This window comes from Amphritea sp. GJ51-11 (assembly GCF_055808735.1).
The window spans coordinates 3,675,759-3,701,044 of the sequence record NZ_CM147881.1 but is presented as its reverse complement, the minus strand read 5'-3'; the positions used below and the strand labels follow the sequence as shown (position 1 = coordinate 3,701,044).

22 protein-coding genes and 1 pseudogene are annotated in these 25,286 nt (G+C 47.9%); 19 read left to right on the top strand and 4 right to left on the bottom strand.

Translation table 11 applies throughout. From position 1 onward, the window contains the following. Positions 1 to 377 precede the first annotated feature (377 nt). Positions 378 to 818 carry a nucleoside diphosphate kinase regulator gene (rnk, locus tag AC0L4K_RS16615; RefSeq protein ID WP_473267247.1) on the top strand — a complete coding sequence of 147 codons (441 nt, stop codon included), beginning with the start codon at positions 378 to 380 and terminating at the stop codon, positions 816 to 818. A gap of 160 nt (positions 819 to 978) precedes the next feature. On the opposite strand, the gene AC0L4K_RS16610 is transcribed toward rnk, so the two are convergent. After that, on the bottom strand, positions 979 to 2,187 hold the full coding sequence (locus tag AC0L4K_RS16610; protein WP_473267245.1) for a flagella assembly protein FlgT: 1,209 nt from the start codon (positions 2,185 to 2,187) through the stop codon (positions 979 to 981). Between the two features lie 139 nt (positions 2,188 to 2,326). Here AC0L4K_RS16610 and AC0L4K_RS16605 point away from each other — a divergent pair, with 139 nt between their 5' ends. Both AC0L4K_RS16605 and AC0L4K_RS16600 read left to right on the top strand, forming a co-directional pair. Next, positions 2,327 to 3,025: a FlgO family outer membrane protein gene (locus AC0L4K_RS16605; protein WP_473267244.1), complete on the top strand. Its 699-nt coding sequence runs from the start codon at positions 2,327 to 2,329 to the stop codon at positions 3,023 to 3,025. Then, positions 3,025 to 3,507, top strand: coding sequence for an LPP20 family lipoprotein (locus AC0L4K_RS16600; RefSeq protein ID WP_417223612.1), 483 nt, complete (start codon positions 3,025 to 3,027; stop codon positions 3,505 to 3,507). The genes AC0L4K_RS16605 and AC0L4K_RS16600 overlap by 1 nt, the downstream gene beginning before the upstream one ends. Before the next feature lie 90 nt (positions 3,508 to 3,597). Here the strand turns inward: AC0L4K_RS16600 and AC0L4K_RS16595 are convergent, their stop codons facing one another. From AC0L4K_RS16595 to map, 3 genes are all read right to left on the bottom strand, one after another. Then, the gene (locus tag AC0L4K_RS16595) at positions 3,598 to 3,894 is read right to left on the bottom strand and encodes a DUF1244 domain-containing protein (RefSeq protein ID WP_417223613.1); all 297 of its coding nucleotides are present in this window, start codon (positions 3,892 to 3,894) and stop codon (positions 3,598 to 3,600) included. Positions 3,895 to 3,957: 63 nt separating this feature from the next. Continuing rightward, the gene (locus tag AC0L4K_RS16590; protein WP_473267242.1) at positions 3,958 to 6,639 is read right to left on the bottom strand and encodes a [protein-PII] uridylyltransferase; all 2,682 of its coding nucleotides are present in this window, start codon (positions 6,637 to 6,639) and stop codon (positions 3,958 to 3,960) included. 23 nt (positions 6,640 to 6,662) lie between these two features. Beyond that, positions 6,663 to 7,433: a type I methionyl aminopeptidase gene (map, locus tag AC0L4K_RS16585; protein WP_417223616.1), complete on the bottom strand. Its 771-nt coding sequence runs from the start codon at positions 7,431 to 7,433 to the stop codon at positions 6,663 to 6,665. Between the two features lie 297 nt (positions 7,434 to 7,730). Here map and rpsB point away from each other — a divergent pair, with 297 nt between their 5' ends. From rpsB to accA, 16 genes and pseudogenes are all read left to right on the top strand, one after another. Next, positions 7,731 to 8,474, top strand: a complete 744-nt coding sequence (rpsB, locus tag AC0L4K_RS16580; RefSeq protein WP_417223617.1) for a 30S ribosomal protein S2 — start codon at positions 7,731 to 7,733, stop codon at positions 8,472 to 8,474. Between the two features lie 109 nt (positions 8,475 to 8,583). Next, a complete protein-coding gene (gene tsf / locus AC0L4K_RS16575; protein WP_473267240.1) occupies positions 8,584 to 9,444 on the top strand; it encodes a translation elongation factor Ts in 861 nt (286 codons plus the stop codon). Positions 9,445 to 9,540: 96 nt separating this feature from the next. Beyond that, positions 9,541 to 10,299 carry a UMP kinase gene (gene pyrH, locus AC0L4K_RS16570; protein WP_215951329.1) on the top strand — a complete coding sequence of 253 codons (759 nt, stop codon included), beginning with the start codon at positions 9,541 to 9,543 and terminating at the stop codon, positions 10,297 to 10,299. Further along, positions 10,289 to 10,847, top strand: a pseudogene (frr, locus tag AC0L4K_RS16565) (ribosome recycling factor). The gene pyrH and the pseudogene frr overlap by 11 nt, the downstream one beginning before the upstream one ends. Before the next feature lie 38 nt (positions 10,848 to 10,885). Continuing rightward, the gene (uppS, locus tag AC0L4K_RS16560) at positions 10,886 to 11,647 is read left to right on the top strand and encodes a polyprenyl diphosphate synthase (protein WP_473267238.1); all 762 of its coding nucleotides are present in this window, start codon (positions 10,886 to 10,888) and stop codon (positions 11,645 to 11,647) included. Beyond that, positions 11,640 to 12,452, top strand: coding sequence for a phosphatidate cytidylyltransferase (locus AC0L4K_RS16555; protein ID WP_473267236.1), 813 nt, complete (start codon positions 11,640 to 11,642; stop codon positions 12,450 to 12,452). The genes uppS and AC0L4K_RS16555 overlap by 8 nt, the downstream gene beginning before the upstream one ends. A gap of 11 nt (positions 12,453 to 12,463) precedes the next feature. After that, entirely contained in the window at positions 12,464 to 13,816 is a 1,353-nt protein-coding gene (gene rseP / locus AC0L4K_RS16550) for a sigma E protease regulator RseP (protein WP_473269240.1), read from the top strand. Positions 13,817 to 13,898: 82 nt separating this feature from the next. Continuing rightward, on the top strand, positions 13,899 to 16,154 hold the full coding sequence (bamA, locus tag AC0L4K_RS16545; RefSeq protein ID WP_473267234.1) for an outer membrane protein assembly factor BamA: 2,256 nt from the start codon (positions 13,899 to 13,901) through the stop codon (positions 16,152 to 16,154). A gap of 10 nt (positions 16,155 to 16,164) precedes the next feature. Continuing rightward, on the top strand, positions 16,165 to 16,656 hold the full coding sequence (locus AC0L4K_RS16540) for an OmpH/Skp family outer membrane protein (protein WP_417223627.1): 492 nt from the start codon (positions 16,165 to 16,167) through the stop codon (positions 16,654 to 16,656). Positions 16,657 to 16,663: 7 nt separating this feature from the next. Beyond that, positions 16,664 to 17,704: a UDP-3-O-(3-hydroxymyristoyl)glucosamine N-acyltransferase gene (gene lpxD, locus AC0L4K_RS16535; protein ID WP_473267233.1), complete on the top strand. Its 1,041-nt coding sequence runs from the start codon at positions 16,664 to 16,666 to the stop codon at positions 17,702 to 17,704. Next, positions 17,701 to 18,141: a 3-hydroxyacyl-ACP dehydratase FabZ gene (gene fabZ / locus AC0L4K_RS16530; protein WP_417223630.1), complete on the top strand. Its 441-nt coding sequence runs from the start codon at positions 17,701 to 17,703 to the stop codon at positions 18,139 to 18,141. The genes lpxD and fabZ overlap by 4 nt, the downstream gene beginning before the upstream one ends. Positions 18,142 to 18,143: 2 nt before the next feature. Next, positions 18,144 to 18,914, top strand: a complete 771-nt coding sequence (lpxA, locus tag AC0L4K_RS16525) for an acyl-ACP--UDP-N-acetylglucosamine O-acyltransferase (RefSeq protein ID WP_417223632.1) — start codon at positions 18,144 to 18,146, stop codon at positions 18,912 to 18,914. 3 nt (positions 18,915 to 18,917) lie between these two features. Further along, positions 18,918 to 20,090 (top strand): lipid-A-disaccharide synthase, encoded by a 1,173-nt coding sequence (lpxB, locus tag AC0L4K_RS16520; protein WP_417223633.1) that lies wholly within the window; start codon positions 18,918 to 18,920, stop codon positions 20,088 to 20,090. Beyond that, positions 20,071 to 20,688 carry a ribonuclease HII gene (gene rnhB, locus AC0L4K_RS16515; protein ID WP_473267231.1) on the top strand — a complete coding sequence of 206 codons (618 nt, stop codon included), beginning with the start codon at positions 20,071 to 20,073 and terminating at the stop codon, positions 20,686 to 20,688. The genes lpxB and rnhB overlap by 20 nt, the downstream gene beginning before the upstream one ends. A gap of 10 nt (positions 20,689 to 20,698) precedes the next feature. Continuing rightward, a complete protein-coding gene (gene dnaE / locus AC0L4K_RS16510; RefSeq protein WP_473267229.1) occupies positions 20,699 to 24,193 on the top strand; it encodes a DNA polymerase III subunit alpha in 3,495 nt (1,164 codons plus the stop codon). 119 nt (positions 24,194 to 24,312) lie between these two features. Further along, positions 24,313 to 25,266 carry an acetyl-CoA carboxylase carboxyl transferase subunit alpha gene (gene accA / locus AC0L4K_RS16505; protein ID WP_417223639.1) on the top strand — a complete coding sequence of 318 codons (954 nt, stop codon included), beginning with the start codon at positions 24,313 to 24,315 and terminating at the stop codon, positions 25,264 to 25,266. The last annotated feature ends 20 nt before the right edge of the window (positions 25,267 to 25,286 follow it).

The following is a 25,286-nucleotide window of genomic DNA, read 5'->3' as shown; positions in this document are numbered from 1 at the left end:
TTTGAAACTGCTTCGTTAAAACCGCCTTTTGGCGGTTTTTTTAGGTGTGAGGAGAGTCTATGTTTAGGCTGAATTTTATTGCTTGAATTAAGTTTAAAACAGACTAATATCAAAAATATATGAATATCAGTCGGCAGCGCTCGCAACGGCTGAAAAAGCGGTTACTTTAACGGTTGTTTTAATAAAAAATCCACAGGTAAAGTTATGGAGTGCTGCAAAATATTCTTTTTCTATCAAATAGATACCTTTCTGTAGTTACTGCTGTATCGGTAGCTAAGCAGCGCGAATATCTAAGTCTTAAACAGAAAATCCGGATTAAATAATTATTGGCTACTTCGTTTAGTTGCGAAGTTCTAGGCCAATTTTTTAGTGCAACGATGTTTATCAATGTATTGAGAACAGTTATGAATGTAAGACCTGAAATAACAATATCTTCTTCTGATGTCGATCGTTTATACGATCTGATGGATTCTTTACCTAAAGGGAGTTTTGCCGGGGCCGCGGAGCTTGAAACGGAGCTAGCGCGGGCGAATGTGGTCGCTCCTGAACTCATGCCGCCGACTATTGTGACGATGAACTCAAAGGTAAAGTTTGTTATTGAATCAACTCAAGAGGCGTTTGAATTAACCTTGGTGTACCCGAGAGATGTTGATTCGAGTGGTACAACGCTGTCTATTTTGGCCCCGGTGGGTAGTGCGTTACTGGGACTTGCTCAGGGCGATGAAATTGAATGGCCAAAACCTGGTGGCGGTTCTTTTAAGGTAAGCATTGAAGATATATTATATCAGCCTGAAAGGGCCGGAGAGCTACACCGCTAATCGATGAATAAGTGTTAGCCCTGTCATTTAGAGTGTGTGGCTGAGGGTTAATACCCCTCGGCCATTGATTTTATTTGCTTCTTCTAACAAGAAAACGAAATTGCCCATTTAGCTACGAACAGGCGTTAAAGGCTCCGTTCTGTGATTCTTACCAAGCTAATCACCAAGAAATAACAACATCATCCGGTTGAATATTGTAGATGGTGCCGTCTTGAGCCAGCCGACCGATGGCGAACATCGGTTGGACTTCGGTAACCGTCATGGTTTTACGGGTATTCGTGAGTTGAACATGGCTGCGCATATTGTCAGTAAAGAAATTCGATTTACGATACACCGTCAGTTTGTCCCCTACCTTAATGCCAGATAGGGCGCCGGCATTAAACCAAAGCAGGTTGTTTTCACTACGGGTGATACGGGCAGAGAAGGGTAAACAGCGTAGTTCATCGTTTAGGTCGTTGGCTACTTGATCAATCAGACTGCGGGTTTGTTTGCCGTAGTCTTGTCGCCAAAATTCAGCGCTAGCAAAGCGAGGGCGTGCTTCGGGCTCTAAGTTCCAACGCCCTGCAGTGGTATATTGCTTACTAAAGAGTAGCGCCCCGGAAAAACCATCGTGGATATAGAGATCCAGTGCGAGAGTACGGAGGTGGCGCTTGCTGCGATAATCCATACGGTTATAGAAATCGATCAGGATGTTGCGGTTTGGGTCGGTCACTGACGAGTCGTACATGGTCATATCCCGGATAACGCCGGAAACAATGTATTGCACATCGAGTTGTCGGGTATAGCCTAGAACGGTGGTGAGTGCGCCGGCACTAAGTTGTCGAGTCGGGGCGTTGCTGACATTTTGATGGACATTCAACATACCCGCATTGAGTGCTTTTAGATTGCTGGTTTGGTTAATCTGATTGCTAAGAATATGGCTCAGCTCTGTTTGAATGTTGCTCAGATCACCTAAATTGGCCTGTTGTGGATAAAGTAGCGGGAACGCGGTAACAGCCACCGATTTTTGATAACCATGACCGGAAACTCCGGCAGGGCAGCCTGCCTCAAAATCGACATCGGCTCGCACCTTAACCCAAAGCATCCGGCCCTGTATTTTCTCATCTAATACTTCGATGTTACTGACCATACCGAGAGTGCTGACTTGCATGTTGTCGATGCTCAGTACACCCTGATCGATACTTTGGGTGCTGCTGACAATCGCACTTGCCTGCAAAGATGCCTGTTGAGTGGCGTTTTTGATGGCGGCTTGGCGGGCGGAATCGATATCCTTATTGAAGATTAAGGCACGTCCTTCTGCTTCCATGGTTACGGCATGTAGTGACAGACTGAGAAAGCTAAGCAGTAAAACGGCGGCGATACGTATCATAGGGCTAAACATACTTTTTGGCTGACCGATAATACACTAAGGTATGCAAATTATTGGTTGGTTGCAATACGGCAGGGACTGTTTAAGTGTCTGATTTATGTTAGTTTAAACGGATCTTTAATTCTGAGTGTCGCTGTTGATGAGATATTCTTTACTACTTTGTCCAGTCTTGTTGGCGGGGTGTGCGCTGAATCAGCCGGTTCCTGTGACTGTGCAACATGTTGATCCACAAGCGTTGGAACAGATACGTGAAGCCGATGCGGCAAATCTTGAGGCTCAACAGGCGTTAAGCCAGTATGAGACGGGGTTGGTGAGAGGGGAGTCTTCTGGTGTTGATCCGTTAAGTGAAGCGGTGGCTCAGATGGCGGTGCAGCTGAATGTCGGATTGATGGAAAATCGGGTGAAGCGATTACCGATTGCGATCTTGCCTTTTGTTCAGTTAGGGAGCAAAACATCTGGTACGCCTACCGGTGAACGACTCAGTGAGAACTTCATCTTCCAATTGCAGCAGCATGGCTACAATCTCGTGGATTTTCGAGCAGTAAGTTTAAATACCACCGCAAAAGATCCGTTATCGACGGCGAACCTGTCGAGCATTCGTAATCGTTTTCGTATCCATTTTGTTCTGACCGGCACCTATAGCCAGCATCAAGATGGCATTATTATTAATGCTCGGGTGTTGGACACCACGACGCGACAAATTTTGGCATCTGCGCAAACGAATATTCCCGTGGCTCGATTAGAAGGGGCACTGCCGGGCTATGACCCCATTAAGGCGATGGATGAGGGGATGATAATCGAAAATGGGACTCGGCAACGGGTCTCGGAGAGTAATTGATGATGTTGACTGCTGGATTTAAGAAGCTGTCTCAGGTTTGTTTGGCAGCGTTGTTGCTAGTGTCTTTGTCTGGTTGCGAAACCTTTGTTGAGTCTACCAAGGATATTGTGTCTGCTTTACCTGATCTGCCGCCACGGGTCGATAATACGCCACTCGAACCAAATTGGGTGCAAGTCACCGGTTATGCTCCGATCAGTTTACAGACTGGCCAAAGTCAGCAGCATAAAGTATTGCAAGCGATGAAGGCGTCAAAATTGGATGCTTATCGTGAATTAACGGCGCTGGTGCATGGTCAGTACTTAGCTGGCACAACTTCCGTTAAGGATATGATTTTACAGAATAATTCGTTTCAGGGGGCGGTCGCTGGGATTATTCATGGCGCGCGGGTGGTAAAAAGTTACCCGGTACAAACCGATGTTTATGCGACGATTCTTGAAGTTGACTTGAGTCAGGTACAGCAGGCTTGGGAAAACAATAATTAACACGAATAATTGAGTGAAATTTAAAAAAACGCAGCTCCTGTGAAGAGGCTGCGTTTATTTTGATGTCTACGTTTGTATTAATAGACAGCTTTAAGCTGGTTTTTGGCTAGCTTGATAGGCGGCGAGTTGCTCTGGGGTAGCCTTTTGTTGATGTTTGGCTTTCCAGTCGGCATAGGGCATGCCGTAAACCTGTTCACAGGCGGCTTCATAGCTGAGCTCTACACCTTGTTCATCGGCGGCGGCTTTGTACCATTTTGATAAACAGTTGCGGCAAAAGCCCGCGAGAATCATGAGGTCGATATTTTGCACATCTTTGCGATCATCGAGGTGTTGTACTAAGCGGCGAAAGGCGGCCGCTTCGAGTTCGGTCTGTGTTTGTTTGTCCATGGGTATTCCTTAGGTTAGCGACCACGCCCTATCGCTAGGCGAGTAGGGCGTGTGCTTTTACGGCTAGCTGTATTCGTCGAGTTGTTGGCAAATGGCCTGCTGCAGTCGGATGCAGATATCTGGATCGCTGATGGGCTGGCCCTGATTGTCGGTAATAAAGAAGAAATCCTCTACCCGTTCGCCAATGCTGGCAATTTTTGCTTTACGGACTGAAATATCAAAATTAACAAAGATCCCCCCGAGGCGCGCCAGTAGGCCTGGGCGGTCGGGTGAAATGATCTCCAGGGTTGTTAGCTGGGTGGTGGGATCAGTGCTCATGTTGACCTGAGTTGGGTAGGCGAATAGCTTCATCTGACGCGGAATGCGTCGTTGGATAATTGCCGGGTAATCGTCGGGGTCATCGAGCTCTTCCACAAGATGATGGCGAATCTGCTCTAAGAACGCATCGTCATCTGGCAGCGGTTCATTGTCTTCTGTCAGTACGGTATAGGTGTTCAGGGCCTGATTATTATCTGCCACCATGATGCGCGCATCTTGGATGTTGAGCTTGAGCTGATCAAGCGCAGAAGCGGCAGCGGCAAACAGACTAGGCAGATCTGGCATGTAGATAAATATCTCGGTAGCCCCTTCGAACGCCCGGTATGATGTTTTGCGGATCATTACCAGTGGTTGGTCAGAATCACCGTGTTCGAGCACCGCTTGGGTTTGCCAAGCGATATGTTGGGGTTGCTCGCGCAGAAAGTAATCATCGCCGAGGAGTTTCCAAAACTGTAGGACATCGTCTTCTTCGTAGCCTTTGCGCTGCATGATCGCCAGTGATTCATTCTGAATCTGCTCGACCCGGTCGTCTTTGTTAACCGGGTTCTCTAAGCCGCGACGTAGGGCGCGTTTGGTTTCGGTATAGAGCTGGCGCATTAGAGTGGCCCGCCAGCTATTCCATAAACTATGGTTGGTGGCATTGATATCAGCGACGGTGAGAATATAGAGATAATCCAGATGGACGATATCCCTCACCTGTTTAGCAAAATGAAGAATGACATCGGGGTCTGATATATCTTTGCGTTGCGCCGTCATCGACATCAGCAGGTGGTTACGTACCAACCATTGTACTAAGTGTGTATCCCATTTGCCCAAGTGATGGCGTAGGCAAAAAGCGATAGCATCTTCAGCGCCGAGCTCGGAGTGGTCGCCACCACGGCCTTTGGCAATATCATGGTAGAGTCCAGCAATATAGATCAACTCAAGTTTGGGCAACTGATTGATAATGCGGTAGGCAATGGGGAACTTCTCCCGCTGATTGAGATGGCGGAATTTACGAATTTTTTGAATAACTTTAAGTGTATGAGCGTCAACAGTGTAAATATGAAATAGATCGTGCTGCATCTGGCCGATAATCTTGCCAAACTCTGGCAGATAGAGGCCAAGGATACCGAAGCGGTTCATTCGCTTAAGTTCGGTCGAAACACCCTTATCTTGTCTCAGTAGTTCCATAAACAACGACGTATTACGAATGTCGTTACGAAACTCATCATCAATTCGGTGACGATTGTTTCTGATGAGGCGAATGGTTGAGGCGCGAACGCCTTTGACTTCAGGATGCTGTGCCAGCAGGACAAACATCTCTAGCATAGCAAACGGGTGGTGTTCGAAAACGCTCTCATAAGCTACCCGTATAAAGCCGTTGTGCAGATTGAAGCGATTGTTGAGCGGTTCGATGACCTGCTCTTCTTCGTGACGTAAAATGACTTCATCAAAATACTGTAGCAGCATGCCATTGAATTCAGACATTGCTTTCGCAACGAGATAATACTTATTCATGAACTGTTCAACGGCTAAGGCACCATTTTGATCGGTGTAGCCGAAGAGTTCTGCCAGGCTGCGCTGGTGATCGAACAGTAAGCGATCTTCCCGGCGCTGACAGAGCATATGCATCGCATAACGAACCGTCCAAAGGTAGAGTTCCCCCTTGTTGAGGGTGTCTAGTTCGAGTTCAGTTAGAAATCCATGATCCACTAAGTCGCGAATATAGGTGGCACCAAAATGACGCTTTGCAACCCAGCCAATGGTCTGCATGTCCCGCAGCCCTCCGGGGGAGTTTTTTAGATTGGGCTCTAGGTTATATTCGGTGTCATTGGTTTTGTCGTGTCGGCTGTTTTGCTCGTTGACCTTCGCGAGGAAAAACTCTTTATCGGTCCAGGCGCCTTCCGAGGTGACTCGCAGATACATCTGGATATGTAAGTCTGCATTGCCCACCAGAGGGCGTGACTCGATTAGATTAGTGGCGATGGTGATATCGTTCTGAGCCTCGTCGTAACACTCATCAACGGTGCGGACACTGGAGCCAACATCGAGATTGATATCCCATAGGAGGGTAAGAAAGCGGCTGATGCTATCCTGAACTTCAGCATCGGTGATGTTATCCAGCAGGATAAGTATATCAACGTCAGAACGGGGATGAAGTTCACCCCGACCATAGCCGCCAACGGCGATCAAACAGAAATGTTTATTGTCTGGCCAATCAAACAGATTCCACGCTTGTAGCAATATCTGATCAATCAGCCAGGCGCGGCCATAGATTAACTTACGAATGTCTTCGCCCGCCCGAAAGCGGGTGTCCATGGTCTCTTGAGCAGCCTTAAGGGCTTTTTTAAAGACCGGAATCGGTGAGGTGGATTTCGCCAATGCGGCCGAAAAGTCACTGGCTGAAAAGAGCGTCTCGTCAGCGGCAAAAGCGGTGTGCGACATGAATGACTCCGTCAGCGGTAAATTTAGAAAGTTTCGTCTTTACGTTTCGTTAATGCTTCAAAGCCATCGGCGGTTACCAGCAAGGTATGTTCCCATTGAGCGGAAAGACGTTTGTCGAGGGTTTCGACTGTCCAGCCATCACGTTTCAATGTTTTAACATGCCGTTTGCCCGCATTGATCATTGGCTCGATGGTGAAGCACATTCCTTCTTGTAATTCGACGCCAGTACCGGGTGTACCGTAGTGAACCACCTGTGGATCTTCATGGAAACCTATGCCGATACCGTGGCCGCAGTATTCACGCACTACCGAGTAATGGTTGGCTTCAGCATGTTTTTGAATCACATGACCAATATCGCCTAGACGGGCGCCCGGTTTTACCAATGCCATACCTTTGTAGAGACATTCGAGAGTGACTTCGCAGAGGCGTTGAGCGTGTGGGGCTACGTTGCCAACATAAAACATTTTGCTGGTATCACCATGATAACCGTCTTTGATAACGGTGATATCGAGGTTGATAATATCACCGTTTTTCAGTGGCTTATCGTTGGGGATACCGTGGCACACAACGTAGTTAACCGAGGTGCAGATTGATTTAGGAAAGCCATGGTAGTTGAGGGGGGCAGGAATAACGTCCTGTTCATTGACCATGTAGTCGTGACAAATCGTATTGATCTCATTGGTGGTGACGCCTGGTTTAATGAAAGGTTCGATCATTTCCAGAACTTCTGCAGCCAGACGGCCTGCGACACGCATTTTTTCGATCTCTTCCTGCGTTTTGATAGTGATGCTCATATAAACCCTTAAATGTGTAAGCCTTTGGGGCGTGGGATATAGCGATGAAGGCGGTTGTTCGTGGTGCGATTGTAGCGAATTTAGCGGCTAAGAACAAAAGGATGGGATAAATAGATTGTAAATCGCGCTTCAAAAAGTTTGTTGTTTATGTTATAAAGTCGCGCTCGAAATCTGTATCAGAACACACAGGTTTCATAAATCCACACATGTTACCGACACATCTCCTTGGGTGCCGCTTGCGGTTGGGAGTTGGGGTGCATGGACGTCTAACCCTAAACTTTTAGGAAAGTATATATAATGGCAAAAGTTACAATGCGTGACCTGCTTAAAGCAGGTGTTCACTTCGGTCACCAGACCCGTTACTGGAATCCGAAAATGGGTAAATACATTTTCGGTGCTCGTAACAAGATCCATATCATCAACCTGGAGCACACTCTGCCAGCACTGAACGGTGCTCTGGATGTTGTTAAAGGCATGGCTGTAAACAAGAACAAAATTTTGTTCGTGGGTACTAAACGTGCTGCCAGCAAGACCATCAAAGAAGAAGCGTCACGCGCAAACATGCCGTACGTTAATCATCGTTGGTTGGGTGGTATGCTGACCAACTACAAGACTATCCGTCAGTCTATCCGCCGCTTCCGTGATCTTGAATCACAAAGCCAAGATGGTACTTTCGCTCAGCTGACTAAGAAAGAAGCATTGATGCGTCAGCGTGAGATGGAAAAATTGGAACTGTCTATCGGTGGTATCAAGGATATGGGCGGCCTGCCGGACGCACTATTCGTTGTTGACGTTGATCACGAACGTATCGCTATCAACGAAGCAAACAAGCTGGGTATCCCGGTTATTGGTATCGTTGATACTAACAGCAACCCAGATGGCGTTGATTACGTTATTCCAGGTAACGACGATGCGCTGCGCGCTATTCAGATCTATGTTAAAGCTGTTGCTGATGCATGTTCTGAAGGTACTGAAGTTGAAGCTGGCGAGAAAAGCGAATTCGTTGAAGTTGCAAACAACGACGAAGCTGCTGCTGAGTAATCAGACTGTCAAGCGGTTTGGATAGACTATTCAGACACGCGGGAGGGGGAGCTGAGTTGCTCCCCTTTTTTGAATTTGAATTAATAGATTGTTGATGGGGTAAAACCAAATGGCAAAGTTCTCCGCTAAGCAGGTAAAAGAGCTGCGCGATCGTACCGGTCTCGGCATGATGGAGTGTAAAAAAGCGCTGGCAGCTGCTGATGGCGATGTAGACAAGGCGATTGAAGATCTGCGTAAAGCGTCTGGCATGAAAGCGGCTAAAAAGTCAGGTCGTACAGCTGCTGAAGGTATCGTTGTTGCTAAAGTTGCTGATGACAATAGCTATGCTGTTGCCGTTGAAATTAACTCTGAAACTGACTTCGCTGCGCGTGATGAAAACTTCACGACTTTCGCTAACACAGTGCTGGAAAAAGCGTTTGCTGATAAGCAAACTGATGTCGCAGCATTGATGGCGGGTGAGCTGACTGACGTGCGTGATGCGCTGGTTCAGAAAATCGGCGAGAACATCAGTGTTCGTCGCGTTCTGATTGTAGAAGGCGAAACCGTTGCTGCCTATGTTCACGGTACCGGTACTCTAGCTGCGATTGTTGCTTTGGCTGGCGGTAATGCTGAGTTGGCAAAAGACGTTGCGATGCATGTTACTGCGGTTAATCCTCAGGTCGTTAGCAAAGACGACATGCCTGCTGATGTTGTGGCTAAAGAGAAAGAAATTATTCTGGCTCAGCCTGATATGGCTAGTAAGCCTGCAGAAATCGCTGAAAAAATGGTTGTTGGTCGTATCAACAAGTTCCTGGCTGAAAACAGCCTGGTAGAACAGCCGTTCGTTAAAAATCCAGATGTGAAAGTGGGTCAGTTGGTTAAAGATGCTGGCGCTTCTGTTGCTTCTTTCACCCGCATCGCTGTGGGTGAAGGTATCGAAGTCGAGCATAAAGACTTTGCTGCTGAAGTTGCTGAGCAACTGAAGGGTTAATCTAACCCTGTGAAGATTGCGTGCCCGTTCTGGGTGCGCAATCTGTTTTTTTCTTGTTACACTGGTGCGAACTCAGTCTGGGTGGAGACGATACCGATGCCTGCCTCAAATAAGCATTCCAAATACAAACGTATACTTCTTAAATTAAGTGGCGAAGCCCTGATGGGCGAAGGCAATTTCGGGATTGACCCCAAAGTGCTGAACCGCATGGCGCTTGAAATCGGCCAATTGGTCGGTATAGGTGTTCAGATAGGCATGGTGATTGGCGGCGGCAACCTTTTTCGTGGTGCTGCTTTGAGTGCCGCGGGTCTTGACCGGGTAACCGGTGACCATATGGGGATGCTGGCGACCGTGATGAATGCCTTAGCGATGCGCGATGCCCTCGAACGATGTAATATAGCAACCCGCGTGATGTCTGCGATACCGATGCGCGGCGTGGTTGATGATTATGATCGCCGTAATGCGGTCCGTTACCTAGCTCAGGGTGACGTTGTTATTTTTTCTGCGGGAACCGGTAACCCGTTTTTCACAACAGATTCTGCCGCCTGTTTACGAGGCATTGAAATCGATGCGGATGTTGTGATTAAAGCCACCAAAGTTGATGGTGTGTATACCGCAGATCCAATGAAAGACCCGTCTGCCAAGCGTTATATGCATCTGACATTTGATGAGGCGCTGGATAAACAGTTGGGTGTTATGGATCTGACTGCAATTTGTTTGGCCCGGGACCATGATATGCCGGTTCGGGTTTTCAATATGAATAAACCAGGTGCGCTTGCCAACCTGATTGTTGGTAGCGACGAAGGAACCGTCATTGATAATAATGCGACGGTAGGAGATATATATGCTGAATGAGATCGCTCAGGATGCCCAAGAACGCATGGGTAAAAGCTTAGAGGCTTTAGCAACAAATCTGAGAAAGATTCGTACGGGTCGTGCACATCCTAGTATTTTGGAAACCGTACATATTAGTTATTACGGTTCTGCTGTGCCATTAAGCCAAGTAGCCAATATCAGTGTTGAGGATGGCCGGACGTTGTCTATCTCCCCATGGGAGTCGAATCTGGTGCCAGATATTGAGAAGGCGATCATGAAGTCTGATCTCGGTTTGAACCCATCTACCGCTGGCGCTGTTATTCGAGTGCCTATGCCTGCGCTGACTGAAGAAACGCGTAAAGGTTATATTCGCCAAGCGCGTCACAGAAGCTGAAAATGGTCGGGTATCTATCCGTAATATTCGTCGCGATGCTAATGGCGATATTAAGGATCTTCTGAAGGAGAAGGAAGTGACTGAAGATGATGCCCGTCGTGGTGAGGATCAGATTCAAAAGCTGACGGACAAATTTATCGCTGATGTGGATAAGTTGCTTCAGGATAAAGAAGCGGATTTGATGGAAATTTGATAGGGAATAGCCGGCGGCTGCGGCTGCCGGCAACTGATATGTCTGAAAAATTACAACTCAGCTTGCCTGCAGGCAGATCTGTTCCTCGTCATATTGCTATCATCATGGATGGCAATAACCGCTGGGCAAAAAAGAATGGTAAGGGAAGTCTTGCCGGCCATCGGGCAGGTGTTGATAGTGTTCGCAGTGTTGTGCGCGGTTGTGCGGAGCTGGGCGTTGAAGTATTGACTCTGTTTGCCTTTAGTAGCGAAAACTGGCAGCGACCACCTCTTGAAGTTAAAGGGTTGATGGAGCTGTTCGCGTTAGCGCTTGATCGTGAAGTTAAGAAGCTTCATAAGCATAATATTCGGATGCGGGTTATCGGTGATAAAAGTCGTTTTAGCCGCTCGTTACAAAAGAAAATTGATAAAGCTGAACAGTTAACAGCCGCGAATACCGGATTGATGATCAATGTGGCGGCCAATTATGGCGGTCGATGGGATATTGTTCAGGCAGCACAACGCTTTGCTCAGGAGTGCGTTGACGGACATTTTACCCCTGATCAACTGGATGCCGACCTGCTAGGTTCGATGGTCTGTTTGAATGATCAGCCGGCTCCTGATCTGTGTATTCGGACGGCGGGTGAGCAGCGCATTAGTAACTTTTTAATTTGGCAGATGGCTTATAGCGAATACTATTTTAGTGATTTGTTATGGCCTGATTTTGATAAATTTGCACTGGGTGCTGCGATTGAAAGCTACGCTAATCGCGAGCGACGCTTTGGTAAAACCAGTGAACAGATAGAGGCTGAGAATGCTTAAAGAGAGAATCTGGACCGCAGTCCTGTTAGCTCCGGTGGTTTTGGCGGGGCTTTTTCTCTCCAGCTTTGACGTTTTTAAGTTGTTTGTCGCCGGTATTATCTTACTTGGCGCTTGGGAATGGGCTAATCTGTCCGGTCTGATTCCCGCGACCGCTCGACTTGCATATACCTCCCTGATTGCAGCGTTAATTGCAGCACTGAACTATTACTCACCGAATGCTGATTTTGCTGATTTTCTTTGGCTAACCGCTCTTTTTTGGCTGATCGCTGTCTTTTGGGTGGTGCGTTACCCCCTTGCGAGTGGCTGGCAATCGGTTTGGCAGCGGTCGTTGATTGGCGTGCTGGTGTTAACCTCGAGCTGGATGGCGTTAGTTCATTTGCAGCACCAGTCTAACGGTGTGGTATTGTTGCTGATGTTGCTTTTGCTTGTTTGGGGTGCCGATATTGGTGCTTATTTTGCGGGTAAAACGTGGGGGCGAGCAAAGCTGGCACCGAACGTAAGCCCGGGCAAAACCCGTGCAGGTCTGTGGGGCGGATTGGCATCATGTGCGGTTATCTCATTCTGTTTTGTTATCTATCTTGAACTTGATCTGCTTACAGGAGTCTATCTGATGCTGATAGCGATGTTAGCGGGTGTCGCTTCTGTTTTGGGCGATCTGTTTGAAAGTATGTTGAAGCGACATCGAGGCATTAAAGACAGTAGTCGTTTATTACCTGGGCATGGCGGTATTTTAGACCGGATTGATAGTATTACGGCGGCCGCTCCTGTATTTGTGCTCTGTTTGCATCTGTTGTCGATAAGTTGATTTGAGGAATGATGGATATTCTTAATACTGTCTTGGCGCTGATTGTTACCCTCGGTATTCTGGTAACGATCCATGAGTATGGTCACTTTTGGGTGGCTCGGCGTTGTGGCGTTAAAGTTTTACGATTTTCTGTTGGTTTTGGTAAGCCGCTGCTACGCTGGCGTGACCGGCTAGATACTGAATATGTTATTGCTATGATTCCCTTGGGCGGATACGTCTCGATGCTAGATGAGCGGGAAGGCGATGTCGATCCCGAGCTGTTAGATCAAACATTTAACCGTAAACCCGTATTGCAGCGTATTGCTATCGTGGCGGCTGGGCCAGTGGTTAATCTGATTTTTGCGGTACTCGTGTACTGGGCAATGTTTGTCTCGGGCGTTGAAAAAGTTGCGCCGGTGATTGGTGGTGTTACTGCTGCGAGTGTGGCTGAGCAGGCAGGCCTGCAGGTAGGGTTTGAAATCATGTCGGTCGCTGGCCGCGAGACCCGTTCTTGGGATGATGTGAATCTAGCACTGGCAACCTATATCGGTGAATCAACTATTGTGCCATTAGAGGCGCGCCAAAGTGTCAATGGTGCTCGGCGGGAATATCGACTTGACTTGAAGGGCTGGCATTTTGATCCTGAAACGCAGAGTCCGTTGTCGGCCTTGGGTGTTCAGCCGTTTCGTCCGGTGTATCCAGCGGTGATTGGTCAAGTGGTGCCAGAGGGGGCGGCGGGTAAGGCCGGTTTGCTGGCCGGTGATAAAGTGACAGCAATAGATGATATGCCAGTATCAGAATGGCTACAGTTAGTGACGATCGTGCGTCAGCACCCGGGGCAAACACTGGATGTGACAGTGGAGCGCAATGGTCAGCCATTGTCATTGAATATTACCCCGGCAGATAAGCTTGAAGAGAGTGGGGTCGTTGGCTATATAGGCGCTGGAGTAGCGGCGGTTGCCTGGCCTCCAGAGATGCTGCGTCAGGTTCGTTATGGTGTGTTTGAGTCGATTAGTCATGCGGTTTCGAAAACGTGGCAGATGATTAGCCTAACGCTTGATTCTATTTGGAAAATGCTCAAAGGTATCTTATCGGTAAAAAACTTGAGTGGGCCGATAACCATTGCTAAAGTGGCCGGGGCTTCAGCGGCTTCGGGCGTTGAAGCTTTTGCTGGCTTTTTAGCATATTTGAGTATTAGTCTTGGTATTCTTAACCTCTTGCCAATTCCAATGTTGGATGGCGGTCATCTGTTGTATTATGCAGTTGAGTTTTTTCGGGGGCGACCTGTATCTGAGAAGGTACAGATGGTTGGCTTAAGGCTAGGTATGGCCGTTTTGTTTTCGCTTATGGGCGTCGCTATTTTTAATGATCTAATGCGACTTTAAATTTTCTCTTTTAATATAAGAACCAGTACATGAAGATCAGATTCGGACTTCTTTTTCCCTGGCCCTTTATACATCGGTCGCTGTGGCACAATCATTCACTGTCGACGACGTGCGCCTGAAAGGGTTGCAACGAGTTGAACCAGGCTTGGTGCTTCGTAACCTTGATATTGATTCAGGGCAAAGCGTCGATCAAGGGGATATTGCTGAGGCGACCCGTCGAGTATTTCGTACCGGTTATTTTGATGATATCCGGATTGCTCGTGAAGGTAATGTACTGGTGGTTTATGTGCAGGAACGCCCAGCTATTAGCCTTATTCGTCTTGAGGGTAATAAAGTCATAGAGGATGATGTTCTACTGGACGGCCTGAAGCAAAATGGGCTGCGCGAAGGTGACGTGTTTAAGCGTGCGACATTGGATAAGATTCGTCAGGATCTGCTGCGGTTATATGCGGGCCAGGGGCGTTATGGTGCTGATATTCAAGCGGAAATTGAGCCGCTGAGTGAAAACCGAGTAGCACTGAATATTGATATTAAAGAGGGCAAAGTAGCCACCATTCAGCATGTCAATATTGTTGGTAATACGGTCTTTAGTGATGAAGAGTTAAAAGACGATTTCTCTCTAAAACTCCCAGGTTTCTGGGATTTTTTTAGTGACTCAGATAAATACGCTCGGGAAAAATTATCTGGTGACCTAGAACGTTTGCGCTCATTCTATCTCGATCGTGGATATATCAATTTTGCTATTGATTCCTCGCAGGTCTCCCTGTCACCTGATAAAAAACACGTTTATATCACCGTCAGTGTGACGGAGGGCGAGAAGTTTACTGTCGCAGGTGTTTCTGTGGCCGGTGAGTTAGTCGTTGATAAACAAGAATTACTGGATGCGATCACCGTCGTTGAGGGGACAACGTTTTCTCGTCGTGAAATGACAGAGTCTCAGGAAGCGTTGATTCGTAAGCTAGGAGATAAAGGTTATCTTTTTGCTAATGTGAGCCCAGTGCCGCAGGTTAATGATGATAATACCGTTAACTTACAGTTCTTTGTTGCGCCGGGTAAACAGACATATGTGCGCCGCGTTTCTATTAAAGGTAATACCAAAACTGCAGATGCGGTAGCTCGACGTTCTATGTCTCAGTTAGAAGGCGGACTCGTCTCTTCTGCTGCGATAGAGCGTTCGAAGCAGCGAATTGATCAAACCGGTTATTTTAAAGATGTCAATGTTGAGACAGTACCTGTGCCGGGAACTGATGATTTGGTTGATTTGGAATACAGTGTTATCGAAGACAATACCGGTAACTTTACTGCCAGTGTGGGTTTCTCCCAGACCAGTGGTGGTATTCTGAATCTGAGTGTTGAACAGGAAAACTTCTTAGGTTCGGGTAATAGTGTCGGCTTTGGTATTACTCAGAGTGATACCGTGACCGAATATAAATTTAGTTACGTTGAACCTTATTACACTGTTGATGGTGTGAGCCGTGGTTATAATATTTACTCTCGTGAAACGGACTATGAAGAGGAAAACATAAGTAACTACTCCACAGATACTATTGGGGCCGGCGTTAATTTTGGTTACCCCATGGATGATTACCAGCGCTTGAACTTCGGATTGAACTACGAGGGGGTAAAGGTTAAAACCATTTCGGGTACAACATCTCAGGAAGTTTATGAGTTTATTCAAAACGAAGGTGATGAGTACCAAATCTTTAATGTGAGTTTAGGGTGGAGTGATAATCACCTAAACCGGAAAGTTTTCCCAACGAATGGTTATTCCCAGAGTGCATCTATCGAGATTGGTATTCCCGGTAGTGACCTGTCCTATCATAAAGAACAGTATAAAGGCCGTATCTATATGCCGTTAACGGCAAATAAAGAGGGTTTGATTGGTTCTTTGCGTGGTCGTGTAGCCTTTGCGGGTAAGCTTAGCGACAATGAGTATCCATTCTTTAAGAACTATTATAGCGGCGGTTTAAGCTCAGTGAGAGGGTTTGACTCGAACTCATTAGGGCCAGAAGACTCTAACGATGATCCCTTTGGCGGTAATGTGGCGCTTGATCTGAGTGCCGAGTTGATCTTCCCCGTACCTTTTATAAAAGATTCGAGTTCCATGCGAACGTTATTCTTTGTTGACGCCGGTAACGTCTTTCAAACAGATTGCCCTGTTGTGAGTAGTAACTGTGAAAACGGTATTGATCTTGGAGACTTACGTTATTCGACCGGCTTCGGTTTTAGTTGGTTAACCCCGATTGGACCGATCTCTATTGCTCTAGCGAAAGCATTGAATGCTGAAGAAGATGATGATGAGCAATTCTTTGAGTTTGCACTTGGCAAAACGTTCTAAGGAGAAAAAAATGTTTCGACCACTGGTAGTTATTCTCGGTGTAGTGCTGAGCTTCAATGCGATGGCTGAAAAAGTAGCCACCCTGAGTGTGCAGCAAGCGTTGCTGAGCAGTAAGGCCGCTGATACGTTTCGTGAAAAATTGAAAACTGAATTTAGCAGTGAACAAAAGCAGTTGTTAGAGTTGGAAGGGCAGGCAAAGAAACTTCAAGATGCTATTCAGAAAGGTGCGGGTACTCAGTCAAAAGAGGTACAAGACCAGCAGCGTGTTCAATTTCAGAAAGCTTATGGTGAATATCAGCGCTTAGGTCAGGTGTTGCAGCAGAAGCAGCGTGCCCGTGAAGAGGGGTTTTTGAAAGATATGCGCCCTAAGCTCGATGCCGTTATTCGTGATCTAATCAAAAGCGAAGGTTATGATTTAGTGGTGAATAAACAAGCCACGATTTATGCGAAGCCAGAACTCGATATTACTCCTCGGGTTGTCGAATTACTGAATAAGAAGTAAGTGATCTATGGCTAAGCCACGCTTTACCGTGTCTGAACTGGCAGGTCTGCTAGGTGCAGAGACGGTTGTTTCGAATCATCTGATCGATGGTATCGGAACGCTTGAGTCGGCCACTGAACATCAGCTGTCTTTTTTGCATAGCGGACGTTATCAGCAACACTTATCAGTGTCGCAGGCTGGTGCTGTATTAGTGCGACCTGAGCATCGGGATGACGTATCATCAATTGCCTTGGTAGTGGCAGACCCTTATATCGCTTATGCTCGTGCAACGGCATTGTTTTGCGAGCAGCAGGCTGAAAGTGTTATTAGCCCGTTGGCGGTGATCAGCGATTCTGCCGTTATTGGCGAGCGTGTGGCCATAGGTCCGCATACAATGGTTGATGCGCGTTCTGTTATTGGTGCCGGAGTGAAGGTCGGTGCGAATAGTGTTATTGGACCCGATTGTGTGATCGGTGAAAATACTCGTATTGCTGCGAATGTAACCCTGTACAATAAGACTGTAATAGGTGCTAACTGTGTTATTCATAGTGGTGCTGTGATCGGTGCGGATGGTTTTGGTTTTGCCAATAATCAGGGTGAATGGCTTAAGATATATCAGTTAGGCGGTGTTCGATTAGGCGATCGTGTTGAAGTGGGTGCTAATACGACGATCGACCGAGGCGCTTTAGATGACACAGTGATTGGGCATGGTGTGATTCTTGATAATCAGATTCAGGTCGGTCATAACGTTAATATTGGTGATAATACGGCGATAGCGGCTTGTTCGGCTATCGCGGGCAGCACTCGGATAGGTAAAAACTGTACTATCGCAGGGGCTTGCGGTATCGCTGGGCACCTAAGCATTGCCGATGGTACCCACATTACGGCGATGACCATGGTCAGTAAGTCGATCTTGGAAGCCGGAGCGTTTTCATCAGGCACAGTGATGGAACCGCATCAGCAATGGAAGCGAAATGCGGTGAGATTTCGTCATTTGGACGAACTATCTCGTCGGGTTAAAAGTTTAGAGAAATTTGTAAAGCAGCATACTGAAGGTCAGCCTGAATGATGATGGATGTAAAAGAGATCCGCAAATATTTACCTCACCGCTACCCCTTCCTTCTGGTCGACAGAGTGGTTGAGTTGGTCCCGGGTGAGTCAATCGTTGCCTATAAAAATGTCACTGTGAATGAGAACTTTTTCAACGGCCATTTTCCGGATCATCCGGTGATGCCAGGCGTTCTCATTATTGAGGCAATGGCGCAGGCTGCCGGTATTCTGGGCTTTAAAACCATGGAAAAAACCCCGGAAGATGGTTCAATATACTATTTCGTCGGTTCTGATAAAGTACGTTTCAAGCGTCCCGTTGTACCTGGAGACAGGCTGCAGCTGGAAGCGAAGATTATTTCAGAAAAGCGTGGTATCTGGAAATTTGATGTCCGTGCTACCGTTGATGGTGAAATAGCCAGTTCAGCAACCATTCTTTGCGCAGATAGAAAGGTGTAGATTTGATCCACTCCACGGCCATTATTGACCCGTCCTCCCGTCTGGCTGATGATGTTGAAGTGGGACCATGGACTGTTATCGGCCCTAACGTTGAGGTCGGTCCTGGGACCAAAATTCATTCCCATGTGGTTATTAAGGGGCCGACAAAAATCGGCTCTGATAACCATATCTATCAGTTTGCTAGTATTGGCGAAGACTGTCAGGATAAAAAGTATAACGGTGAACCCACCGAGCTGTTAATCGGAGACAATAATGTCTTTCGAGAAGGTTGCACGGTTCACCGGGGTACGATTCAAGATAACAGTATTACTATCATTGGCAGCCATAACCTCTTTATGGCTAACGTGCATGTTGCCCATGACTGCATCGTTGGTGATCATAATATTCTAGCGAATAACTGCGCCTTGGCAGGGCATGTTCATCTCGGTGATCATATTATTCTCGGTGGCTTCACTGCTGTGCATCAGTTTTGTTTGATTGGGTCGCACAGTATGTGTGGTGCAGGGAGCGTGGTGCTTAAGGATATTCCGGCGTTTGTTATGTCCAATGGTAATAGTGCTCAGCCCCATGGTATCAATGCTGAAGGTTTGAAACGCCGCGGCTTCTCGCCCGCTGCGATTCAGAATGTCAAGCGTGCTTATAAAATCATCTACCGTCAGGGGTTGAAACTTGATGAGGCGATTTCACAATTGGAACGGCTAGTCATTGATACTCCTGAGATCAAGCTACTGTCCGATTCACTCAAGGCTTCAACTCGAGGCATCATTCGTTAGGATATGAGTACCCTGCGTATTGGTATCGTTGCCGGTGAGGCATCCGGTGATATTCTGGGTGCCGAGCTTCTGGCTGAACTTAATCATCGTTTTCCCGAGATAACGGTTGAAGGTATTGGTGGTGAATTGATGCAGGCTGAAGGCTGTGTCAGTTTGCATCCTATGGAGCGTTTGTCGGTCATGGGGCTGGTTGAGGTGTTGGGTCGACTGAGAGAGTTGCTTGGCATTCGTAAAGCCCTAGTAAAGCATTTTATCCAGCAACCGCCGGATATCTTTATTGGTATCGATTCCCCTGATTTTACCTTAAATCTAGAAGGTAAATTACGCCAAGCCGGTATTCCTACTGTGCATTACGTTAGTCCTTCCGTTTGGGCATGGCGTAGTAAGCGGGTGTTTAAGATACTTAAAACGACCGATTTAATGCTGACCCTGTTCCCCTTTGAGGCAAAATTTTATCAACGTCACGGTATGTTGGTAGAATTTGTCGGCCATCCTTTAGCCAATATGATTCCCCTTGAGCCTGATCAGAGTGCCGCTCGTTCCGATCTTAAACTCCCCCATGGTCAACGGATAGTGGCGCTGATGCCCGGTAGTCGTGGTGGCGAGCTTAAATATTTAGCTGAGCCTTTTTTAGATACGGCACGTTGGTTGTTGAAACGGCACGCTGATCTGGTATTTGTCGTGCCGGCGGCGAATCAAGAGCGCTATGATCATCTAAGCGAATTGATTGATCGTCAATACAGTGATCTACCCATTGTGTTGGTTCTAAAACGTTCCCGTGAAGTATTAACGGCGTGCGATGCGGTGTTAATCGCGTCGGGGACTGCAACTTTGGAGGCGTTGTTATTGAAGAAGCCTATGGTGGTGGCCTACCGGATGGCACCGTTGACCTATGGAATTCTCTCTCGCTTGGTTAGTAGTGAGTATATTTCGTTGCCCAATTTATTGGCGGATGCGCCGCTGGTGCCAGAAATTCTGCAAAATGATGTGCGACCAGAGATATTAGGCCCCGCCGTTGAGCAGGCCTTGATCGATAGTGATGGGCGGAGTGAGTTAAAGCAGCGCTTTAGCGAGATCCATCAGCAGTTGCGTCAAGATGCGAGCAAAAAGGCCGTCGATGCAATCGTGCGCTTATTAGCATCCCACGGGGGGCAAGATGGCACAGCAGAGGCTTAATTCGTCGGCCGCACGTTTGATTGCGGGGGTTGATGAAGTAGGGCGTGGCCCGTTAGTCGGTAATGTGGTTGCGGCAGCGGTCATTTTGGACCCTAGTCGACCCATCGAAGGCTTAACCGACTCGAAAAAACTATCTGAGAAAAAACGTGAACAGCTGTTTCCGTTGATTCAAGCGCGTGCGCTGGCGTGGTCGATCGCTTGGGCGATTCCCGAAGAGATTGATCAGTTAAATATTTTGCATGCGACCATGTTGGCGATGCAGCGGGCGGTATTGGGCTTAAGTGTGACGCCTGACCTTGCCTTGATTGATGGTAATCGTTGTCCGCCGGGTTTGCCCTGTGAAGCGCAAGCGATCGTGAAGGGGGATCTAAAAGAGCCCGCAATTAGTGCTGCTTCAATTTTGGCAAAAGTTTATCGTGATCGGGAAATGGTGGCATTGGACCAATGTCATCCGGGTTATGGTTTTGCTAAGCATAAAGGGTATCCAACCGCCCTGCATATGGAACAACTGCGTCGATTAGGCCCGCTGCCTGAGCACCGTCGCAGCTTCAAACCGGTGGCTGAGCGACTAGCGTTAAACACTGACATAATTGATTAAACGAGTTGAAATGACTGATCCGGCATTTGTACATCTCCGTCTGCATACCGAGTTTTCACTGGTTGATGGACTTGTTCGTATTAAAGAACTGGTTAATGTGGCGAAAGAGCAGCAGATTCCGGCGATCGCTATTACGGATCAGGTTAACCTGTTCGCCTTGATTAAATTCTTCAAAGCCACCACCGGTGCAGGTATTAAACCCATTTTTGGGGCTGATATTTGGATCGAAAATGACGCGGACCCTGAGGGTACGCCTCATCGAATGACGCTATTGGCGATGAATGATCAGGGTTATCGTAACCTGATGGAGTTGATTTCTCTGGCCTATGAGAAAGGTCAAAATATTCAGCCAGAGCTAGCGCTGTTGAAACGAGGTTGGATTGCGGAGCGCTCTGCGGGACTGATCGCGTTGTCCGGTGCTAAAGATGGCGAAATAGGTCGGGCGTTAGCTGATAACGATTCTGCCCATGCTGTTCTGGCGCAGTGGCAAGCCGTATTTCCTGATCGCTTCTATCTAGAGATTCAGCGTACTGGTCGCCCCGGTGATGAAAGTTGTGTGCATGCAACGGTTCAGTTAGCCCATGACACGGGCTGCCCCTTGGTGGCAACCAATGAAGTGATGTTTCTACGCCCGGAAGATTTTGAGGCCCATGAGGTACGCGTTTGTATCAACCAAGGACGCACACTCGAAGACCCTCATCGGCCGAAGCATTATAGTGATCAGCAATATCTGCGAACGGCTGAAGAGATGGCTGAGCTGTTTAGCGATATACCTGCGGCGGTTACCAATACCGTCGAGATTGCTAAGCGTTGTAACGTTGAGTTGGATCTGGGGACCTATTATCTACCGAAATATCCTATCCCTGAAGGGGTAACGATGGATGAGTTCTTCGCGGAGGTGTCTTGGAAAGGCCTGGAAGATCGGCTGGAAATTCTGCTGGATAAGAATGATCCAGACTACGCGGAAAAACGTCGTCCTTATGAAGAACGGTTGCGATTTGAGCTCGATATCATTACCCAGATGGGTTTCCCCGGTTATTTCCTGATCGTGATGGACTTTATTCAGTGGGGCAAGGATAACGGCGTGCCCGTTGGCCCGGGTCGAGGGTCGGGTGCGGGGTCACTGGTCGCCTATGCGCAGAAAATCACCGATCTAGACCCACTAGAATACGATCTGCTATTCGAGCGATTCCTTAACCCTGAACGGGTATCGATGCCTGACTTCGATATTGACTTCTGTATGGATAACCGCGACCGCGTGATCGACTATGTGGCTGAGACCTATGGTCGAGATGCGGTATCGCAGATTGTCACCTTTGGTACCATGGCCGCTAAAGCGGTGGTGCGTGACGTAGCCCGTGTGCAAGGTAAGCCCTTTGGCTTGGCAGATAAACTGTCTAAGCTGATTCCGTTTGAAGTGGGTATTACGCTGACCCGTGCGATGGTTGAAGAACCCTTGATGAAGGAATTCGTCGAGTCTAGCGAAGAAGCGCAAGAAATTATGGAGATGGCCCTTAAGTTGGAAGGCCTGACCCGTAACGTGGGTAAGCACGCCGGTGGTGTGGTCATCGCACCAACTAAGTTGACCGATTTCTCCGCTACCTACTGTGATGAATTTGGTCATGGCTTGGTGACCCAGTTTGATAAGAGCGATGTGGAGGAGGCCGGACTGGTTAAGTTCGACTTCTTGGGGCTGCGTACCTTAACCATCGTGGACTGGGCGGTGAAAACCATCGACCGTATTCGGGCCAAAACCGGTGAAGAACCGCTGAATATTGCTCTAATTGACTTGGAAGATCCCGCGACCTTTGAGTTGCTCAAGTCGGCGGAAACCACCGCGGTGTTCCAGCTCGAATCCAGTGGTATGAAGGACCTTGTGCGTCGTCTAAAACCTGACCGTTTTGAAGATATCGTCGCCTTGGTAGCGCTGTTTCGGCCGGGGCCGCTGCAATCGGGCATGGTTGATGACTTTATTCTACGAAAACATGGTCAAGCTGAGCTGGCATATCCCCATGCAGATTACCAGTTAGACAGCCTGCAGCCGGTACTGGAGCCTACCTACGGCATTATCCTGTATCAGGAACAGGTTATGCAGATCGCCCAGGTGATGGCCGGTTATACCCTCGGTGGTGCAGATATGCTGCGTCGAGCGATGGGTAAGAAAAAGCCCGAAGAGATGGCGAAGCAGCGAAGCTCGTTTTTGGAAGGTTCTGCGGCGAATGGCATCGATCCAGATTTGGCTGGGAATATCTTCGACCTGGTGGAAAAATTTGCCGGTTATGGTTTTAACAAATCTCACTCAGCGGCCTATGCCTTGGTGTCATACCAGACCGCTTGGTTGAAAACTCATTATCCAGCGCCTTTTATGGCGGCGGTACTGTCTTCCGATATGCAGAACACCGATAAGGTGGTTATCTTTATTGAAGAGTGTCGCACCATGAAATTGCCCTTGGTGCTGCCCGACGTTAACTGGGGTGAATACATGTTCACCGTTAACGATAAGGGTGAAATTGTTTATGGTTTGGGGGCAATCAAAGGCGTGGGTGAAGGACCCATAGAAGCCATTGTGGCCGCTCGCGATGAGGGTGGTCAGTTCAAGGATATCTTCGATTTCTGTAAGCGAGTGGGTAGTAAAAAACTTAATAAACGAGTTTTGGAAGCCTTGGTCCGTTCAGGCGCGTTGGATCACCTTGGGCCGGATCGTGCTCAGCTTTGGGCGTCGATTGGCGAGGCGCTTAAAGCGGCAGATCAGTCTGAGCGCAATCAGAGTGCTGGAATGTTCGACCTGTTTGGTGAGGTCGAAGCCGAGCAGCCTCGAGATCCCTATGCTGAGTACATGAAGCTACGGCAGTGGACTGACAAAGAGCGTCTGCAGGGTGAAAAAGATACCCTAGGTCTCTATGTGACCGGTCATCCTATTGATGAGTATGAAGCCGAGCTACCGCACTTTATTACGCGTCGAATTGCCGAGCTAGTGCCGCAGCGGGGACAGCAACAGAAGATGTTGGGGCTCGTGGTGGATGTGCGGGTCAAGAAAACTAAGAAAGGTGATTCGCTCTGCTTTGTTACCTTGGATGATCGAACCTCCCGCATCGAGATATCCCTATTTGGTGAGGCCTACGATGAATATCGACCGTTATTGAATAAAGATGCCATACTGCTGATCGAGGGTGAAATTACCATCGATAGCTATTCGGGCACCGATAAGCTTAAGGTGCGCGGTAATAAAATTATCGATATAACCCAGTGTCGGGCTCGGTATGGACAACATATAGAGATCGATTGTGATGCTGTGCAGTTGAAAGATCGCCCCTTAAGGGCTTTTGAATCACTGCTTGAGGCTCATAAAGGGCGAGTCACTATGCCAGTTGCGTTACGCTATAAAAGCCAAGATGCGGCAGCAACCCTCTGTCTTGGCGATGCCTGGCAGGTGCAACCAACGGATGAGCTTTTGCTCAAACTGAAAGATCAATTTGGTGGCGATGCAGTCAGGATTCGCTACTGATTCAGGCTGGTTCTTGATCGCGACACAGGGTAGAATTAGGCCAACTTTTTTATCGTCGGCTGATCTCTGTTGCTACTGTGTCCCGGCCGGAACGAAGCGAACTTACGGAATATCAATACATGAATCCCAATTATCTGGATTTTGAACAGCCAATTGCAGACCTAGAAGCAAAAATTGAAGAGCTGCGTCTGGTTGGCGATGACAATGAACTGAATATTGAGGAAGAGATCTCAAAGTTACAGGCGAAAAGCCGTACACTGACGAAGTCGCTTTTTAGTGACCTGAGTGAATGGCAGATCTCGCAGATTGCCCGTCATCCTCAGCGTCCGTATACCCTCGATTATGTAGACATGATCTTTGATGAGTTCGAAGAGATTCATGGGGATCGTCATTTTGCTGATGATCGAGCGCTGGTCGGTGGTATTGCACGGCTTGAAGGTCGCCCAGTGATGGTGATTGGGCATCAGAAAGGACGCGAAGTTAAAGAAAAAGTACGTCGTAATTTCGGCATGCCTCGTCCTGAAGGTTACCGTAAAGCATTGCGTTTGATGGAGATGGCCGAGCGTTTTAAGATGCCAATTCTGACGTTTATTGATACACCGGGGGCTTATCCGGGTATTGATGCCGAAGAGCGTGGGCAATCAGAAGCGATCGCATTTAATCTCGCGGCGATGTCCCGCCTGAATACACCGATTGTTGCTACCGTTGTGGGTGAAGGCGGCTCCGGTGGCGCATTAGCGATTGGTGTATGTGATGAATTGATGATGCTGCAATACTCAACCTACTCGGTGATTTCGCCAGAAGGTTGCGCCTCTATTTTGTGGAAAAGTGCCGACCGCGCACCGGATGCCGCGAAGGCGATGGGTCTAACGTCCGATCGCTTGCATGCGTTGGGTCTGGTCGATCAAATCGTCGATGAACCGTTAGGTGGTGCTCACCGTGACCATGCGCTGATGGCCGCTAACCTGAAAAAGCATCTATTGGAAACGCTCGAGCGATTGACCGATATCGAGACCGACGAGCTTATTGAAAGACGTTATCAGCGTTTGATGTCCTACGGCATTAGCCAGTAACATCGGAACCGTCGTTAAAT

Excerpts from the sequence above, each read along its gene's own strand:
- AC0L4K_RS16590 (WP_473267242.1), bottom strand. The coding sequence starts at position 6,639 with ATGTCGCACACCGCTTTTGCCGCTGACGAGACGCTCTTTTCAGCCAGT.
- AC0L4K_RS16600 (WP_417223612.1), top strand. The coding sequence starts at position 3,025 with ATGATGTTGACTGCTGGATTTAAGAAGCTGTCTCAGGTTTGTTTGGCA.
- dnaE (WP_473267229.1), top strand. The coding sequence starts at position 20,699 with ATGACTGATCCGGCATTTGTACATCTCCGTCTGCATACCGAGTTTTCA.
- rseP (WP_473269240.1), top strand. The coding sequence starts at position 12,464 with ATGGATATTCTTAATACTGTCTTGGCGCTGATTGTTACCCTCGGTATT.
- fabZ (WP_417223630.1), top strand. The coding sequence starts at position 17,701 with ATGATGATGGATGTAAAAGAGATCCGCAAATATTTACCTCACCGCTAC.
- AC0L4K_RS16555 (WP_473267236.1), top strand. The coding sequence starts at position 11,640 with ATGCTTAAAGAGAGAATCTGGACCGCAGTCCTGTTAGCTCCGGTGGTT.
- tsf (WP_473267240.1), top strand. The coding sequence starts at position 8,584 with ATGGCAAAGTTCTCCGCTAAGCAGGTAAAAGAGCTGCGCGATCGTACC.
- rnhB (WP_473267231.1), top strand. The coding sequence starts at position 20,071 with ATGGCACAGCAGAGGCTTAATTCGTCGGCCGCACGTTTGATTGCGGGG.
- AC0L4K_RS16540 (WP_417223627.1), top strand. The coding sequence starts at position 16,165 with ATGTTTCGACCACTGGTAGTTATTCTCGGTGTAGTGCTGAGCTTCAAT.
- uppS (WP_473267238.1), top strand. The coding sequence starts at position 10,886 with ATGTCTGAAAAATTACAACTCAGCTTGCCTGCAGGCAGATCTGTTCCT.
- AC0L4K_RS16605 (WP_473267244.1), top strand. The coding sequence starts at position 2,327 with ATGAGATATTCTTTACTACTTTGTCCAGTCTTGTTGGCGGGGTGTGCG.
- lpxD (WP_473267233.1), top strand. The coding sequence starts at position 16,664 with ATGGCTAAGCCACGCTTTACCGTGTCTGAACTGGCAGGTCTGCTAGGT.
- rnk (WP_473267247.1), top strand. The coding sequence starts at position 378 with ATGTTTATCAATGTATTGAGAACAGTTATGAATGTAAGACCTGAAATA.
- pyrH (WP_215951329.1), top strand. The coding sequence starts at position 9,541 with ATGCCTGCCTCAAATAAGCATTCCAAATACAAACGTATACTTCTTAAA.
- map (WP_417223616.1), bottom strand. The coding sequence starts at position 7,433 with ATGAGCATCACTATCAAAACGCAGGAAGAGATCGAAAAAATGCGTGTC.
- AC0L4K_RS16610 (WP_473267245.1), bottom strand. The coding sequence starts at position 2,187 with ATGATACGTATCGCCGCCGTTTTACTGCTTAGCTTTCTCAGTCTGTCA.
- rpsB (WP_417223617.1), top strand. The coding sequence starts at position 7,731 with ATGGCAAAAGTTACAATGCGTGACCTGCTTAAAGCAGGTGTTCACTTC.
- lpxB (WP_417223633.1), top strand. The coding sequence starts at position 18,918 with ATGAGTACCCTGCGTATTGGTATCGTTGCCGGTGAGGCATCCGGTGAT.
- accA (WP_417223639.1), top strand. The coding sequence starts at position 24,313 with ATGAATCCCAATTATCTGGATTTTGAACAGCCAATTGCAGACCTAGAA.
- AC0L4K_RS16595 (WP_417223613.1), bottom strand. The coding sequence starts at position 3,894 with ATGGACAAACAAACACAGACCGAACTCGAAGCGGCCGCCTTTCGCCGC.